At 64.1% G+C, this 15945-nt stretch carries 13 protein-coding genes and 1 tRNA gene; all 14 read right to left on the bottom strand.

The window, feature by feature from the left end:
* A partial coding sequence (locus F817_RS0101910) for a GTP-binding protein (protein WP_024326057.1) occupies positions 1-360 on the bottom strand: 360 nt, incomplete at its 3' end.
* A 44-nt stretch (positions 361-404) separates the two neighbouring features.
* Positions 405-2501 (bottom strand): elongation factor G, encoded by a 2097-nt coding sequence (gene fusA / locus F817_RS0101905; RefSeq protein WP_024326056.1) that lies wholly within the window; start codon positions 2499-2501, stop codon positions 405-407.
* Between the two features lie 21 nt (positions 2502-2522).
* Complete coding sequence (gene rpsG / locus F817_RS0101900) at positions 2523-2990, bottom strand: 30S ribosomal protein S7 (protein ID WP_018175517.1); 468 nt, start codon at positions 2988-2990, stop codon at positions 2523-2525.
* Positions 2991-3016: 26 nt separating this feature from the next.
* Positions 3017-3394: a 30S ribosomal protein S12 gene (gene rpsL / locus F817_RS0101895; RefSeq protein ID WP_017940461.1), complete on the bottom strand. Its 378-nt coding sequence runs from the start codon at positions 3392-3394 to the stop codon at positions 3017-3019.
* 108 nt (positions 3395-3502) lie between these two features.
* The gene (gene rpoC / locus F817_RS0101890) at positions 3503-7723 is read right to left on the bottom strand and encodes a DNA-directed RNA polymerase subunit beta' (protein ID WP_024326055.1); all 4221 of its coding nucleotides are present in this window, start codon (positions 7721-7723) and stop codon (positions 3503-3505) included.
* Positions 7724-7793: 70 nt separating this feature from the next.
* Positions 7794-11873 (bottom strand): DNA-directed RNA polymerase subunit beta, encoded by a 4080-nt coding sequence (gene rpoB / locus F817_RS0101885; protein ID WP_024326054.1) that lies wholly within the window; start codon positions 11871-11873, stop codon positions 7794-7796.
* A 131-nt stretch (positions 11874-12004) separates the two neighbouring features.
* Entirely contained in the window at positions 12005-12385 is a 381-nt protein-coding gene (rplL, locus tag F817_RS0101880) for a 50S ribosomal protein L7/L12 (protein ID WP_024326053.1), read from the bottom strand.
* A 69-nt stretch (positions 12386-12454) separates the two neighbouring features.
* On the bottom strand, positions 12455-12976 hold the full coding sequence (gene rplJ / locus F817_RS0101875; protein WP_024326052.1) for a 50S ribosomal protein L10: 522 nt from the start codon (positions 12974-12976) through the stop codon (positions 12455-12457).
* 213 nt (positions 12977-13189) lie between these two features.
* Complete coding sequence (rplA, locus tag F817_RS0101870; RefSeq protein ID WP_024326051.1) at positions 13190-13885, bottom strand: 50S ribosomal protein L1; 696 nt, start codon at positions 13883-13885, stop codon at positions 13190-13192.
* A 1-nt stretch (position 13886) separates the two neighbouring features.
* Positions 13887-14318 (bottom strand): 50S ribosomal protein L11, encoded by a 432-nt coding sequence (rplK, locus tag F817_RS0101865; protein ID WP_018867954.1) that lies wholly within the window; start codon positions 14316-14318, stop codon positions 13887-13889.
* A gap of 65 nt (positions 14319-14383) precedes the next feature.
* Positions 14384-14917 (bottom strand): transcription termination/antitermination protein NusG, encoded by a 534-nt coding sequence (nusG, locus tag F817_RS0101860; RefSeq protein WP_017940468.1) that lies wholly within the window; start codon positions 14915-14917, stop codon positions 14384-14386.
* A gap of 18 nt (positions 14918-14935) precedes the next feature.
* The gene (secE, locus tag F817_RS0101855) at positions 14936-15301 is read right to left on the bottom strand and encodes a preprotein translocase subunit SecE (protein ID WP_024326050.1); all 366 of its coding nucleotides are present in this window, start codon (positions 15299-15301) and stop codon (positions 14936-14938) included.
* A 38-nt stretch (positions 15302-15339) separates the two neighbouring features.
* Positions 15340-15415, bottom strand: a tRNA-Trp gene (locus tag F817_RS0101850).
* 86 nt (positions 15416-15501) lie between these two features.
* Positions 15502-15945, bottom strand: a 444-nt coding sequence (locus F817_RS0101845; RefSeq protein ID WP_024326049.1) for an EF-Tu/IF-2/RF-3 family GTPase, incomplete at its 5' end; no start/stop codon positions are given.

Below are 15945 nucleotides of genomic sequence, written 5' to 3'. Positions count from 1 at the left end.
GATGTGCTCGCGGGTCTGCGGCATCGGGCCATCGGCCGCCGACACCACCAGGATCGCTCCGTCCATCTGCGCCGCACCCGTGATCATGTTCTTCACATAGTCCGCGTGCCCGGGGCAGTCGACGTGCGCATAGTGACGCGTGTCGGATTCGTACTCGACGTGCGCGGTCGCAATCGTAATACCGCGGGCCTTCTCTTCCGGCGCGTTGTCGATCTGGTCAAAGGCACGGGCTTCACTACCGTACTTCTTGCCCAGCACCGCCGTCATCGCCGCCGTCAGCGTCGTTTTCCCATGGTCCACATGACCAATCGTCCCCACATTCACATGCGGCTTCTTACGCTCGAACTTTTCCTTGGACACAGCTCAAACCTCTTGCAGTTCTTTCAAATAACGCGAATTCGGGATCAGGACGCCTTGGCGGCAACCGCCTCGGCGATCTGTGCGGGGGCCTCGGCATACTTCTCGAATTCCATCGAGTAGGTCGCGCGACCCTGGCTCATCGAGCGCAGCTGGGTCGAGTAGCCGAACATCTCGGACAGCGGCACCTCGGCACGCAGCAGCTTCTGCCCGGCCACGTCTTCCATGCCCTTGACCAGGCCGCGACGGCGATTGAGGTCGCCCATCACGTCGCCCATGTACTCTTCGGGCGTTTCCACTTCGACCTTCATCATCGGCTCGAGCAGGACGGCCCCGGCCTTCAGCGCACCTTCCTTGAAGGCCATCGACCCGGCAACCTTGAACGCCATTTCGTTCGAGTCGACATCATGGTAGGAGCCGTCGAACAGGGTGACCTTGACGTCCTCGACCGGATACCCGGCCAGCACCCCGTTGCCCATCTGCTCCTCGATCCCCTTGGAGACGGCCGGGATGTAGTCCTTCGGAACCACGCCGCCGACGATGGCGTTCTCGAACTTGTAGCCTTCGCCCGGTTCCAGCGGCTCGATGCGAATCCAGACGTGACCGTACTGACCGCGGCCGCCCGACTGCCGCACGAACTTGCCTTCCTGCTCGACCGTCTTGCGGATGGTCTCGCGGTAGGCAACCTGCGGCTGCCCCACGTTGGCCTCGACCTTGAACTCGCGCTTCATGCGGTCGACCAGCACCTCGAGGTGCAGCTCGCCCATGCCGGAGATAATGGTCTGGCCGGACTCTTCGTCGGTGTGGACACGGAAGGACGGGTCTTCCTGCGCCAGCTTGTTCAGCGCGACCCCCATCTTTTCCTGGTCGGTCTTGGTCTTCGGCTCGACCGCGATCGAGATCACCGGGTCGGGGAACTCCATGCGCTCCAGCTCGACTGGATGGTTCGGGTCACACAGCGTGCTCCCGGTATACAGATCCTTCAGGCCGACCACCGCGCCGATGTCGCCGGCGCGCAGTTCCTTGATCTCCTCGCGGGAGTTGGAGTGCATCTGCAGGATACGCCCAATGCGCTCGCGGCGGTTATTCTGGGTGTTGAGCACCGAGTCACCCGCCGACAGCACGCCGGAATAGACGCGCACGAAGGTCAGGGAGCCGACGTAAGGGTCGGTCATGATCTTGAACGCCAGGGCCGCGAAGGGCTCGTCGTCCGAAGCGTGCTTCTCGACCGGCTCTTCCGTCCCGGCCTTCACGCCCTTGATCGCCTTGACCTCTTCCGGCGAAGGCAGGTACTCGACAACGGCATCCAGCATTGCCTGGACGCCCTTGTTCTTGAACGCGGAACCACACAGCATCGGCACGATCTCGAGCTCGATGGTGCGATGGCGCAGCGCGGACTTGACCTCTTCCTCGCTAAGCGTGCCCTCGTTCAGGTACTTGTCCATCAACTCTTCGTTGGCTTCGGCCGCGGCCTCGAGCATGTTCTCGCGCCACTTGTCGGCCTCGGCCTTGAGCTCGTCCGGGATATCCTTGTATTCAAAGGAGATACCGAAGTTATCCTCGTCCCAGTAGATCGCCTGCATCTTGACCAGGTCGATCACGCCCTGGAATTGGTCCTCGGCGCCGATCGGCAGCTGGATCGGAACCGGATTCGCCTGCAGGCGCTGCTTCATCTGCTCGTAAACGCGCAAGAAATCCGCGCCGGCCCGGTCCATCTTGTTGACGAACGCCATCCGCGGCACCGCGTACTTGGTCGCCTGGCGCCACACGGTCTCGGACTGGGGCTGCACGCCGCCCACCGCGCAGTACACCATGACCGCGCCATCCAGCACGCGCATGGAGCGCTCCACCTCGATGGTGAAGTCCACGTGCCCGGGGGTATCGATGATATTCACCCGGTGCTCGTCGAATTGCTTGGCCATCCCGGACCAGAAGCTCGTGGTCGCCGCGGAGGTGATGGTGATCCCGCGCTCCTGCTCCTGCTCCATCCAGTCCATCACGGCCGCACCGTCATGCACCTCGCCGATCTTGTGCGACAGGCCGGTGTAAAACAGGATGCGCTCGGTCGTCGTCGTCTTGCCGGCGTCGATGTGCGCGCTGATCCCGATGTTCCGGTAGCGCTTAAGTGGAGTCTTGCGTGCCACGGTGAGCCTCTCTAAACAGATTTACCAGCGGAAATGAGCGAACGCCTTGTTCGCTTCCGCCATGCGGTGAGTGTCTTCGCGCTTCTTGACAGCCGAACCCTTGCTGTCGGCGGCGTCCATCAGTTCGCCGGCCAGCTTCAGGGCCATGGTGCGCTCGCCGCGCTTGCGGGCGGCCTCGACCACCCAGCGCATGGCCAGCGCGTCCTGGCGCACGGAGCGCACTTCTACCGGAACCTGGTAGGTCGCACCGCCCACACGGCGGGACTTGACCTCGACGCGCGGACGGATGTTGTCCAGGGCTCGCTCCAGCGCGCCCATCCCGTCGCCCTGCTTGGACTCGATCTGGTCCAGGGCGCCGTACACGACCTGCTCGGCGACGGACTTCTTGCCGTCGCGCATGACCGTATTGATGAACTTGGCCAGGCGCTCGCTTCCGAACTTCGGGTCGGGGAGGATGTGACGCTTGGGGGCAGCTGCTCTTCTAGACATGTTTCAGTTCCCGGACTGGATCACGGTTAGGATTTCTTGGGTCGCTTGGTGCCGTACTTGGACCGGCCCTGGGCGCGCTTCTGCACGCCCTGGGTGTCCAGGCTGCCGCGCACCGTGTGGTAGCGAACACCCGGGAGGTCCTTTACACGGCCGCCACGGATCAGGACCACGGAGTGTTCCTGGAGATTGTGGCCTTCCCCGCCAATGTAGCTACTGACTTCGTAGCCGTTGGTCAGCCGCACGCGCGCAACCTTGCGCAGCGCCGAGTTCGGCTTCTTCGGGGTGGTCGTGTAGACACGGGTGCAGACCCCGCGCTTCTGCGGGGAACCCTGCAGCGCCGGCACATCGCTCTTTTCGACGGGGCGCTTGCGGGGCTTGCGTACCAACTGGTTGATCGTGGCCATGAAACCCTTTCTCCTAGCCTAAAAATAACGACAGGCCGGCGCCGAGACCGGCCTGTCGAGGGAGCGGAATTCTAATCGCCGCCCCCATGAGTGTCAAGGTGGGACGGGTCACTCGGACCCGTCTTCGGTGTTGCCCGGATCGGTGGTGGCCGGTTCGGACTCGGCGGGAACCGCCTGTGCCTCCTCGACCGCCTCGAACTCGGGCATTTCCAGGGCGCGCTTGCGACGGCGCTCCTTGTGATAGGCAAGCCCCGTCCCCGCAGGGATCAGGCGCCCGACAATCACGTTTTCCTTCAGGCCGCGCAGGTCGTCGCGGGCCCCGCGGGTGGAGGCCTCGGTCAGCACGCGCGTGGTTTCCTGGAAGGACGCCGCCGAGATGAACGACTCCGTGACCAGCGAGGCCTTGGTGATGCCCAGCAGCACGCGTTCGTAGGTGGCCGGCTGTTGGTCGGCGCCCAGCTGCTCGTTCTCCTCCAGGACACGCGTGCGGTCCACCTGGTCCCCGCCGAGGAATCGGGTGTCACCCGGGTCCACGATGTTCACCTTGCGCATCATCTGGCGAACGATCACCTCGATGTGCTTGTCGTTGATCTTCACGCCCTGCAGGCGGTAGACGTCCTGGATTTCCTGGACCTGGTATTCCGCGAGGGTGGTGACCCCCCGCAGACGCAGGATGTCGTGCGGATCCAGTTCGCCATCGACGACGACCTCGCCGCGTTCGACGCGTTCGCCCTCGAACACGTTGACCGTGCGCAGCTTCGGGATGAGCATCTCGACCGCGTCGCCCTTGTCCGGGGTGATGACCAGACGCTGCTTGCCCTTGGTCTCCTTGCCGAACGACACCGTACCGGAGATCTCGGCCAGGACCGCCGGCTCCTTCGGACGCCGCGCCTCGAAGAGGTCCGCGACACGCGGCAGACCGCCGGTGATGTCGCGGGTCTTGGAGGACTCCTGCGGGAGGCGCGCGATGACGTCGCCGACCTCGACCCGGGCGTTGTCCTCGAGATTGAAGATCGCGTTCGCCGGCAGCATGTACTGCGCCGGCATGTCGGTGCCCGGGATGTAGACTTCGTTGCCGTCGTCGTCCAGGAGCTTGACAGTCGGGCGCAGATCCTTGCCGGCCGTGGAACGGCTCTTCGGATCCAGCACCACATTGGACGACAGCCCGGTGAACTCGTCGGTCTCCTTGGTGACGGTGACATTCTCGACGAAGTCCGCCAGACGGATATTACCGGCCACCTCGGTGACGATCGGATGGGTGTGCGGATCCCAGGTCGCGACCTCCTGCCCGGCCTCGACGGTATCGCCGTCATGGACGGTGATCGTCGCGCCGTAGGGGATCTTGTAGCGCTCGCGCTCGCGACCCTGGTCGTCGATCACACCCAGCTCCCCGGAACGCGACACCGCGACCAGGTTGCCGGCCTTGTTGGTGACCGTCTTCAGGTTGTGCAGGCGGGCGGAACCCGAGTTCTTCACCTGGATCGCGCTGACGGTCACGGCACGGCTCGCGGCCCCGCCGATGTGGAAGGTCCGCATGGTCAGCTGGGTACCGGGCTCGCCGATCGACTGCGCGGCGATGACGCCCACGGCCTCTCCGGCATTGACCTCGTGGCCACGGGCAAGGTCGCGCCCGTAGCACTTGGCGCAGATGCCCTGACGGGTCTCGCAGGTGATCGCGGAGCGCACCAGGACTTCGTCCACCGACGCGGCGTCCAGGCTGTCCACCATCGCCTCGTCCAGCAGCGTACCGGCGGGGATCAGGACCTCGTCGGTACCCGGACGGAAGACGTCCACCGCGGTGGTGCGGCCAAGCACGCGATCACGCAGCGGCTCGACGACGTCACCGCCCTCGATGATCGGCTTCATCAGCAGCCCCTGTTCGGTACCGCAGTCCGGCTCGGTGACCACCACGTCCTGCGAAACATCCACCAGACGGCGGGTCAGATAGCCCGAGTTCGCGGTCTTCAACGCGGTATCGGCCAGGCCCTTGCGAGCGCCGTGAGTCGAGATGAAGTACTGCAGGACGTTCAGACCCTCGCGGAAGTTCGCGGTAATCGGCGTCTCGATGATGGACCCGTCCGGCTTCGCCATCAGGCCGCGCATCCCGGCCAGCTGACGAATCTGCGCGGCGGAGCCACGCGCGCCGGAGTCGGCCATCATGAAGATCGAGTTGAACGAGTTCTGTTCGACCGTCTCGCCGTCCTTGTTGACGACCTGCTCCTTGCCGAGGCGCTCCATCATGGCCTTGGCGACCTGGTCATTGCAGTGCGACCAGATGTCCACGACCTTGTTGTAGCGCTCGCCCTTGGTGACGAGACCGGAGGCGTACTGCTCCTCGATCTCCTTCACCTGGTCCTCGGCGCCCTGCAGGATCGGCTGCTTCTCGTCCGGGATCACCATGTCGTCGGCGCAGAACGAGACGCCGGCACGGGTGGAGTAGTAGAAGCCCGCGTACATCAACTGGTCCGCGAACACGACCGTGTCCTTCAGACCCAGGCGGCGATAGCACTGGTTGATCAGCCCGGAAATGGCCTTCTTGTTCAGCTCGCGGTCGATCAACTCGAACGGCAGGCCCTTGGGCATGATGCGCGACAGGATCGCCCGCCCCACGGTCGTCTCCACGCGCATGGTCGGCAGCGTCTCGCCCTCGCCGACCTCGGCCATGGTGTCCGCGATGCGGACGGTGATGCGCGCATGCAGGTCGACCTGCTTGTGTTCGTAGGCGCGGTGGACCTCGTCCACGTCGGAGAAGGTCATGCCCTCGCCCCTGGCGTTCACCTTCTCGCGCGAGAGGTAGTACAGGCCCAGGACGATATCCTGTGAGGGCACGATGATCGGCTCGCCGTTCGCCGGGGACAGCACGTTGTTGGAGGACAGCATCAGCGTACGTGCCTCCAGCTGGGCCTCCAGCGACAGCGGCACGTGCACGGCCATCTGGTCACCGTCGAAGTCCGCGTTGAACGCGGCGCAGACCAGCGGGTGCAGCTGGATCGCCTTGCCCTCGATCAGCACCGGCTCGAACGCCTGGATGCCGAGGCGGTGCAGGGTCGGCGCACGGTTCAGCATGACCGGGTGCTCGCGGATCACCTCTTCCAGGATGTCCCAGACCTCCGGACCTTCCTTCTCGACCGCCTTCTTCGCGGCCTTGATGGTGGTGGCCAGGCCACGGCGCTGCAGCTTGCCGAAGATGAACGGCTTGAACAGCTCCAGCGCCATGCGCTTGGGCAGGCCGCACTGGTGCAGGCGCAGGGTCGGGCCGACCACGATCACGGAGCGACCGGAGTAGTCGACGCGCTTGCCCAGCAGATTCTGGCGGAAGCGGCCCTGCTTGCCCTTGATCATGTCGGCCAGCGACTTCAACGGGCGCTTGTTGGTGCCGGTGATCGCACGGCCGCGGCGGCCGTTGTCGAGCAGGGCGTCCACGGACTCCTGCAGCATGCGCTTTTCATTGCGCACGATGATGTCCGGAGCGTTCAGCTCCAGCAGGCGGCGCAGACGGTTGTTGCGGTTGATCACCCGGCGGTACAGGTCGTTCAGATCGGAGGTCGCGAAACGACCGCCGTCCAGCGGCACCAGCGGGCGCAGGTCCGGCGGCAGCACCGGCAGGACCTTCATGATCATCCACTCCGGCTTGTTGCCGGAATCGAGGAAGGATTCGACCAGCTTGAGGCGCTTGCCGAACCGCTTGATCTTCGTCTCGGACCCGGTTTCGGCGAGTTCCTGGCGCAGCTTGGCGGCCTCGGCCTGCAGGTCCATTTCCTTGAGCAGGCTCAGCACGGCCTCGGCACCCATCAGCGCGGTGAAGTCGTCACCGTGCTCCTCCATCGCCTCGAGGTATTCCTCGTCGGTCAGGAGCTGGCGCTTCTCCAGCGTGGTGAAACCGGGGTCGGTCACGATGAAGGACTCGAAGTACAGGACCTTCTCGATGTCCTTCAGCGTCATGTCGAGCAGCAGGCCGATGCGCGACGGCAGGCTCTTCAGGTACCAGATGTGCGCGACCGGGGAGGCCAGGTCGATATGGCCCATGCGCTCGCGGCGCACCTTGGTCTGGGTCACTTCCACGCCGCACTTCTCGCACACCACGCCGCGGTGCTTCAGGCGCTTGTACTTGCCGCACAGGCACTCGTAGTCCTTCACCGGCCCGAAGATCTTCGCGCAGAACAGGCCGTCACGCTCCGGTTTGAAGGTCCGGTAATTGATGGTCTCCGGCTTCTTCACCTCGCCAAAGGACCAGGAACGGATCTGGTCCGGGGACGCCAGACCGATGCGGATCGCATCGAACTCTTCCGGCTGGGTCTGCTGCTTGAACAGATTCAGGAGGTCTTTCATTCGCTTGCCTCACAAACTTGGTTTCGAGGGGCGCGCACGCCCCGTCGGATCACATTCGGATCGGAGAAGATCAGTCCTGCTCGAGCTCGATATTGATGCCGAGCGCCTTGATCTCCTTCATGAGCACGTTGAACGACTCGGGGACGTTGGCCTCCATGTGGTGCTCACCGTCAACGATGTTCTTGTACATCTTGTTACGGCCCTGCACGTCGTCCGCCTTCACCGTCAGCATTTCCTGCAGGGTGTAGGCGGCGCCGTAGGCCTCCAGTGCCCAGACCTCCATTTCGCCGAAGCGCTGACCCCCAAACTGCGCCTTGCCGCCCAGCGGCTGCTGGGTGACCAGCGAGTACGGGCCGGTGGAACGCGCATGCATCTTGTCGTCGACCAGGTGGTTCAGCTTCAGCATATGCATGTAGCCCACGGTGACCGGGCGGTCGAAGCCGTCCCCGGTGCGCCCGTCGTACAGCTGGGCCTGCCCCGTCTCGGGCAGGTCCGCCAGGCGCAGCATCTCCTTGATCTCGGCCTCTTCGGCGCCGTCGAACACCGGCGTCGCCATCGGCACGCCACCGCGCAGGTTGCGGCACAGGGTGATGATCTCGGCATCCGACATGGAGTCGAGGTCCACCTTGCGCTCGCGGTGGTTGTAGATCTTGTCGAGGAACTCCCGCAGCTTGGCGATCTCCGCCTGCGCCTCGAGCATGCGGTTGATCTTGTCGCCCAGGCCCTTCGCGGCCCACCCGAGGTGAACCTCCAGGACCTGCCCGACGTTCATGCGCGAGGGCACGCCCAGCGGGTTCAGGACGACGTCGACCGGGGTACCGTCCTCGAGGAACGGCATGTCCTCTTCCGGGACGATCATCGAGATCACGCCCTTGTTCCCGTGGCGGCCGGCCATCTTGTCGCCCGGCTGCAGACGGCGCTTCACGGCCACGTAGACCTTGACCATCTTCTGCACGCCCGGCGGCAGGTCGTCGCCCGCGGCCAGCTTGGCCTTCTGGTGCTCGAACTTCTTCTCGAACGCCTCGTGCTGGTCCTTGATCTGGCGACCCAGGTCCTCCAGCTGGCTGTTGACCGCGTCGTCCTGCAGACGCACCTCGAACCACTTGTCGCGCGACAGGCCCTGCAGGTATTTCTTCGTGACCTTGGACCCGTCACCCAGACCATCCGGACCACCGGCGGCGGTCTTGTTGACCAGCAGCTTCTCGACGCGGGCGTAGATGTCGTCCTCGTAGATGCGCAGCTGGTCCTTCAGGTCCTTCTGCACGGCGGCGAGATCGTCGGCCTCGATCGACTTCGCGCGGGCGTCCTTCTCGACACCGTCGCGGGTGAACACGCGCACGTCGATCACCGTCCCCTCGATGCCGGACGGCACACGCAGGGAGGTGTCCTTCACGTCCGAGGCCTTCTCGCCGAAGATCGCCCTCAGGAGCTTCTCTTCCGGGGTCAGCTGGGTCTCGCCCTTGGGCGTGACCTTGCCGACCAGGATGTCACCCGGGTTCACCTCGGCGCCGACATAGACCACGCCGGACTCGTCCAGCTTGTTCAGCAGCGACTCGGAGACGTTCGGAATGTCCGCGGTGATCTCTTCCTGACCCAGTTTGGTGTCACGCGCGACACAGTTGAGCTCCTCGATGTGGATCGTGGTGTAGCGGTCCTCCTGCACCACGCGCTCCGAGATCAGGATCGAGTCCTCGAAGTTGTAGCCGTTCCACGGCATGAACGCGACCATCATGTTCTGACCCAGCGCCAGCTCGCCCATGTCGGTGGACGAGCCGTCCGCGATGGCGTCACCGCGGGCGATCTCGTCGCCCACCGCGACCAGCGGGCGCTGGTTGATGGAGGTGTTCTGGTTGGAACGCGAGTACTTGGTCAGGTTGTAGATGTCCACGCCCGGCTCGCCGGCGACGGTCTCGTCGTCGTTCACGCGCACCACGACACGCCCCGCGTCGACGGAGTCCACGGTCCCGCCGCGCTTGGCGACGATCGCGGAGCCGGAGTCGATGGCGACCGCGCGTTCGATACCCGTCCCCACCAGCGGCTTGTCGGCCCGCAGGCACGGCACGGCCTGACGCTGCATGTTCGCGCCCATCAGCGCGCGGTTCGCATCGTCATGCTCCAGGAACGGCAGCAGCGCGGCCGCAACCGACACGATCTGTTTCGGCGAGATATCCATGTACTGGATCTTGTCCGGGGTCGAGATCGTGAACTCTTCCTGGTGACGGCAGGACACGAGGTCGTCGCTCAGACGACCTTCGTCGTCCATCGCCGCGTTCGCCTGGGCGATCACGTACTGGCTCTCCTCGATCGCGGAGAGGTACACGATCTCCTCGGTGACCTTGCCATCCTCGACCTTGCGATACGGCGTCTCCAGGAAGCCGTAGCGATTGGTGCGGGCGTACACGGCCAGCGAGTTAATCAGTCCGATGTTCGGGCCTTCCGGGGTCTCGATCGGGCACACGCGACCGTAGTGCGTCGGGTGCACGTCGCGCACCTCGAAGCCGGCGCGTTCGCGGGTCAGGCCGCCCGGACCCAGGGCCGAGATCCGGCGCTTGTGGGTCACCTCGGACAGCGGATTGTTCTGGTCCATGAACTGCGACAGCTGGCTGGACCCGAAGAATTCCTTGACCGCGGCGGCCACGGGCTTCGCGTTGATCAGCTCCTGCGGCATCAGGCCCTCGCTCTCGGCGACGGTCAGGCGTTCCTTCACGGCGCGTTCCACGCGCACCAGGCCCAGGCGGAACTGGTTCTCCGCCATCTCGCCCACGCTGCGGATGCGCCGGTTACCCAGGTGATCGATGTCGTCGGTGCGGCCGTTGCCGTTACGCAGGTCGATCAGGACCTTCAGGACATCAAGGATGTCCTCCGGCGACAGCACGCCCTCGCCCTCGTCGGTATCGCGCCCCACGCGGCGGTTGAACTTCATGCGCCCGACGGCCGAGAGGTCGTAGCGATCCTCCGAGAAGAACAGGTTGGAGAACAGGTTCTCCGCGGCGTCCTTGGTCGGCGGCTCGCCGGGACGCATCACACGGTAGATCTCGACCTGGGCCTCCAGCTGCGTCTTGGTCGGATCCAGACGCAGGGTGTCCGACATGTACGGACCGTGGTCGTAGTCGTTGGTGTAGATCGTCTCCAGGGTCTTCACGCCCTCGGCGCGCAGCTTGTCCAGGAGCTCCTGGGTCAGGGCATCGTTGGCGCTGGCGATCAACTCGCCGGTGGACTCGTCCACCACGCCCTTGGCCAGCACGCGGCCCAGCAGGTATTCGTCCGGCACCCGCAGGGTGTTGATGCCGGCCTTCTCGATCTCCCGGATGTGGCGCGGCGTGATCCGGCGGCCGGCCTCGACGATGACCTTGTCACCATCGGTGATGTCGACCACGGCCGTCTCGCCCCGCATGCGCTCGGGGATCAGGTCCAGCTCGCCGCCGTCTTCGTCGAGGGTGAGCTGATTGAAATCGAAAAAGGTGGCCAGGATCTCTTCGGTATCCATGCCCAGTGCACGCAGCAGGATCGACGCCGGCAGCTTGCGGCGACGGTCGATGCGCACGTAGACCCCGTCCTTGGCATCGAACTCGAAGTCCAGCCAGGAACCGCGGTACGGAATGATGCGCGCGTTGTAGAGCAGCTTCTGCGCACTGCCCTGGGTCTTGCCCTTGTCGCTGTCGAAGAACACGCCCGGCGAGCGGTGCAGCTGCGACACGATCACGCGTTCGGTGCCGTTGATCACGAAGGTCCCGTTCTCGGTCATGAGCGGCATCTCGCCCATGTAGACCTCCTGCTCCTTGACCTCCTTGACCACGGTGGAACCCGCCGGGGCTTCCTTGTCGTGGATCACCAGGCGCAGCAGCACGCGCAACGGTGCCGCGTAGGTCACGCCACGGATCTGGCATTCCTTCACGTCAAACATCGGTTCGCCCAGACGGTAGCTCACGTACTCGAGCTGGACATGACCGGAATAGCTGACGATGGGGAATACCGACTGAAACGCCGCATGCAGGCCAAGGGAATCACGCCCGTCCGGCGCGTGGTCCGCCTGCAGGAAATCCCGATAGGAGGTCAACTGGGTTTCAAGCAGGTACGGGACGTCGAGGATCTGGGGACGCTTCCCAAAGTCCTTGCGGATACGTTTCTTTTCGGTATAACTGAGGGCCATGGCTTACCTCGGAGGCTAGCTGAACAACGCGGAACAAAACCCGCGCCACCACGGGCTGAGGCTGACGACCAAACGGCCGCCAGCCTCAGGGCTTCGTGATGTACACGAAAACAACAGGCGCAAGCGCCTTCTTACTTCAGTTCGACGGTGGCGCCCGCTTCTTCCAGCTCCGTCTTCATCTTCTCGGCCTCGTCCTTCGGCGCGCCTTCCTTCACGGTCGCCGGCACGCCTTCGACCATTTCCTTGGCTTCCTTCAGACCCAGACCGGTCAGGCCGCGGACAACCTTGATGACGCCAACCTTGTTCTCGCCGAAGCTGGACATCACGACATCAAACTCGTCCTTGGCTTCTTCGGCGGCGGCTTCACCACCACCGCCAGCGGCCGGGGCTGCCGCAACGGCGGCAGCGGCGGACACGCCGAACTTCTCTTCCATCTCGCTGATGAGGTCCACAATCTCCAGGACCGTCATGTTGCCGATGGCTTCCAGGATATCTTCTTTCGAAACGGCCATTTCTTACTCTCCTAACGGGTCGAGCCCGAATTCATTCAGTACTTGCTGCAGAAAAAGGCTTGAAAAGCTTCAGGCTGCCTGTTTCTGGTCACGGATTGCTGCAACGGTACGCACCAGCTTGCCGGGGACCTCGTTCACCGTACGGGCGAACTTGTCGAGCGGCGCCTTCATGGTGGCGAGAAGCTGCGCAAGCGCCTCTTCACGCGTCGGCAGGCTCGCGAGGCGATCGAGATCGTTCGCGCCCATGAGCTGCCCACCAAAGGACACCAGCCGGACCTTCAGCTGATCGTTTTCCTTGGCGAAGTCCTTCACCAGGCGTGCGGCGGAGCTGGGCTCCTCTTCACTGAAGGCCAGGATCAGCGGGCCATGCAGCTCGGGCTGCATGCACGCGAAATCCGTGCCCTCGATCGCACGTTTGGCAAGGTTGTTCTTCACCACTCGCAGATAGACACCGGAGGACCGTGCCTGCCGACGCAGGTCGGTCATCTGCGCTACCGAGAGACCCCGATATTCCGCGGCGACCGCGGAATGTGCCGAGGCAGCAACCGTAGCCAGTTCCGAGACAATCACCTTCTTGTCATCGAGATTCAAAGCCACGTTGACTCTCCTCTAGTAAGACCACCCGGAGGTGATCGTGAAACCGGGCGAACCCGGTACTGCGGTGCTCCCGTCGCAGGTACTTCCTGAATCGGGTGACACCATCTGCGCAGGCTGGCGTATTAAGCCGGGACGGATGCCCCGGCGCCTGCGGTCTTGGATGGCGTGCCGCTTGCGCGACAGCCGACCAAAAACCGTTGTTGTTGCTTACAGGCTCAGCGAGCCCTGATCCACTTTGACGCCCGGGCCCATGGTGGTCGAGACCACCACGCCCTTGACGTACTGACCCTTGGAGGTCGCCGGCTTCATCTTGACCAGATCGGCCAGCAGGGCATTCAGGTTATCGGTGAGCGAATTGGTGTCGAAGTCGGCCGCGCCGATTGTGCAGTGCACGATCCCGCCCTTGTCGGTGCGGTAGCGCACCTGGCCGCCCTTCGCGTTGGTCACGGCCGTGGCCACGTCCGGGGTCACGGTGCCGACCTTGGGGTTCGGCATCAGGCCACGCGGACCGAGGATCTGGCCCAGCTGACCGACCACGCGCATCGCATCCGGGGAGGCGATGACCACGTCGAAGTCCATCTGGCCGGCCTTCACCTGTTCCGCGAGGTCATCCATGCCAACCACATCGGCACCGGCTTCCTTCGCGGCGTCGGCGTTCGCGCCCTGGGTGAACACGGCGACGCGAACGGTCTTACCGTTGCCGTGCGGCAGGACGGTGGAGCCCCGAACGACCTGGTCCGACTTGCGCGGATCGACGCCGAGATTCACGGCGACGTCCACCGACTCGCGGAACTTCGCCTTGGGCAGGTCACGCAGGATGTCGAAGGCCTCGGCTACCGGGTACAGGCGACCCGGCTCGATCTTCTCGCGGATGGCCTGCATACGCTTGGAAAGCTTCGCCATGTCAGAGACCCTCCACTTCTAGGCCCATGCTGCGGGCACTACCGGCGATGGTGCGGACGGCCGCGTCGAGATCGGCCGCGGTCAGATCCGGTTCCTTGGTCTTCGCGATCTCTTCAAGCTGGGCACGCGTGACAGTCCCGACCTTGTTGGTATTCGGCTGACCGGAACCGGACTGGATGCCCGCCGCCTTCTTCAGCAGGATGGCGGCCGGCGGCGTCTTGGTAATGAACGTGAAGCTGCGGTCCGCGTACACGGTGATGACCACCGGGATCGGCAGACCGGGTTCCATTTCCTGGGTCTGGGCGTTGAACGCCTTGCAGAACTCCATGATGTTCACGCCGCGCTGGCCCAGCGCCGGGCCCACGGGCGGGCTCGGGTTGGCCTTGCCGGCCGGAACCTGAAGCTTGATATACGCTTCGATTTTCTTTGCCATGAGCACTCCCTCGGGTGCGAACGCCTCGCGGCTCCCCGATCAGCAGGTAACGACGCTCGCGCGTCTCAGGTTTTCTCGACTTGATGGAACTCGAGTTCCACGGGCGTCGAGCGACCGAAAATCTGGACAGCCACCAGCAGGCGGCTCTTGTCGTAATTGACCTCTTCGACCACGCCGTTGAAGTCGTTGAACGGGCCGTCGATCACGCGAACCATCTCGCCCACCTCGAACAGCACCTTCGGGCGCGGCTTCTCGGCGCCTTCCTGCATACGCTGCAGGATGGCATCGGCTTCCTTGTCACTGATCGGGGCCGGACGATCGGCGGTCCCGCCGATGAAGCCGAGCACGCGCGGGACGGCCTTGACCAGGTGCCAGGCCTCGTCGTTCAGGTCCATCTGCACCAGCACGTAGCCCGGAAAGAACTTGCGCTCGCTCTTACGCTTCTGGCCGTCCTTCATCTCGACGACCTCCTCGGTGGGCACGAGGATCTCGCCAAAGTGGTCCTGCATGCCGAAGCGCTCGATGCGCTCCTCCAGGGACCGCTTTACTTGCGCCTCGAAACCCGAGAATGCCTGTACGACGTACCAGCGTAATGCCATGGTCGAGAATCCTGATGCTTATCCGATGAACCGACTGATGCCCCAGCCCAGGAACATGTCCAGGAGCCAGAGGAAGATCCCCACCAGGATCACGACGGCAATGACGATCAGCGTGGTCTGGGTCGTCTCTACGCGGGTGGGCCACACCATCTTGCGCACTTCGGTACGCGCGTTGCCCATGAAGCCGGCGAGCTGGCTGCCCTTGGCGGTCGTCATCGCGATCCCGATGGCGACCCCCACGACGGCAAGCAGCCCGAGGACACGAATCAGAGTGGATTCGTCCTGGAACCAATAGAAGCCCATGACGCCGGCAATCAGCAGGGCCACGGCCACCGCGAGCTTGACGGTGTCAAGCACGCCGGTCTGTTCCGATTGTTCACTCATGAATACGTATCACCCGGTGCTGCCTGCCATCCGGAAGATGGCAGGCCAGGAGGGACTCGAACCCCCAACCTGCGGTTTTGGAGACCGCTGCTCTGCCAATTGAGCTACTGGCCTAGAAATCGAATCGACAAGAAACAAACGCGAGAGACGACGCACCCGGCGCCGCCTCTCGCGATCGATCTGTCAACTTGTCTACTGTATCACTCGATGATCTTGGAGACGACGCCGGCGCCCACGGTGCGGCCGCCTTCGCGGATCGCAAAGCGCAGACCGTCTTCCATCGCGATCGGGTTGATCAGGGACACCGTCATCTTGACGTTGTCGCCCGGCATCACCATCTCGGTGCCCTCCGGCAGCTCCACCGAACCCGTCACGTCGGTCGTGCGGAAGTAGAACTGCGGGCGATACCCGTTGAAGAACGGCGTGTGACGACCGCCCTCTTCCTTGCCCAGGATGTACACCTCGGCCTCGAAGTGGGTGTGCGGGGTGATCGAACCCGGCTTGCACAGCACCTGACCACGCTGCACGTCGTCACGCTTGGTGCCGCGCAGCAGGATGCCGACGTTGTCGCCCGCCTCGCCCTGGTCCAGCAGCTTGCGGAACATCTCGACGCCGGTGACCGTGGTCTTCTGCGTGTCGCGAAT

The sequence above is a fragment of the Thioalkalivibrio sp. AKL19 genome, from assembly GCF_000420165.1.
GTDB lineage: Bacteria > Pseudomonadota > Gammaproteobacteria > Ectothiorhodospirales > Ectothiorhodospiraceae > Thioalkalivibrio.
The sequence above is the reverse complement of the archived record's forward strand: the minus strand, read 5'-3'. Positions and strand labels throughout refer to the sequence as shown.

Bases quoted from the DNA above. Each gene is read 5' to 3' on its own strand.
- rpsG (WP_018175517.1), bottom strand. From the start codon at position 2,990: ATGTCTAGAAGAGCAGCTGCCCCCAAGCGTCACATCCTCCCCGACCCG.
- rpsL (WP_017940461.1), bottom strand. From the start codon at position 3,394: ATGGCCACGATCAACCAGTTGGTACGCAAGCCCCGCAAGCGCCCCGTC.
- rpoC (WP_024326055.1), bottom strand. From the start codon at position 7,723: ATGAAAGACCTCCTGAATCTGTTCAAGCAGCAGACCCAGCCGGAAGAG.
- rpoB (WP_024326054.1), bottom strand. From the start codon at position 11,873: ATGGCCCTCAGTTATACCGAAAAGAAACGTATCCGCAAGGACTTTGGG.
- rplL (WP_024326053.1), bottom strand. From the start codon at position 12,385: ATGGCCGTTTCGAAAGAAGATATCCTGGAAGCCATCGGCAACATGACG.
- rplA (WP_024326051.1), bottom strand. From the start codon at position 13,885: ATGGCGAAGCTTTCCAAGCGTATGCAGGCCATCCGCGAGAAGATCGAG.
- rplK (WP_018867954.1), bottom strand. From the start codon at position 14,318: ATGGCAAAGAAAATCGAAGCGTATATCAAGCTTCAGGTTCCGGCCGGC.
- nusG (WP_017940468.1), bottom strand. From the start codon at position 14,917: ATGGCATTACGCTGGTACGTCGTACAGGCATTCTCGGGTTTCGAGGCG.
- secE (WP_024326050.1), bottom strand. From the start codon at position 15,301: ATGAGTGAACAATCGGAACAGACCGGCGTGCTTGACACCGTCAAGCTC.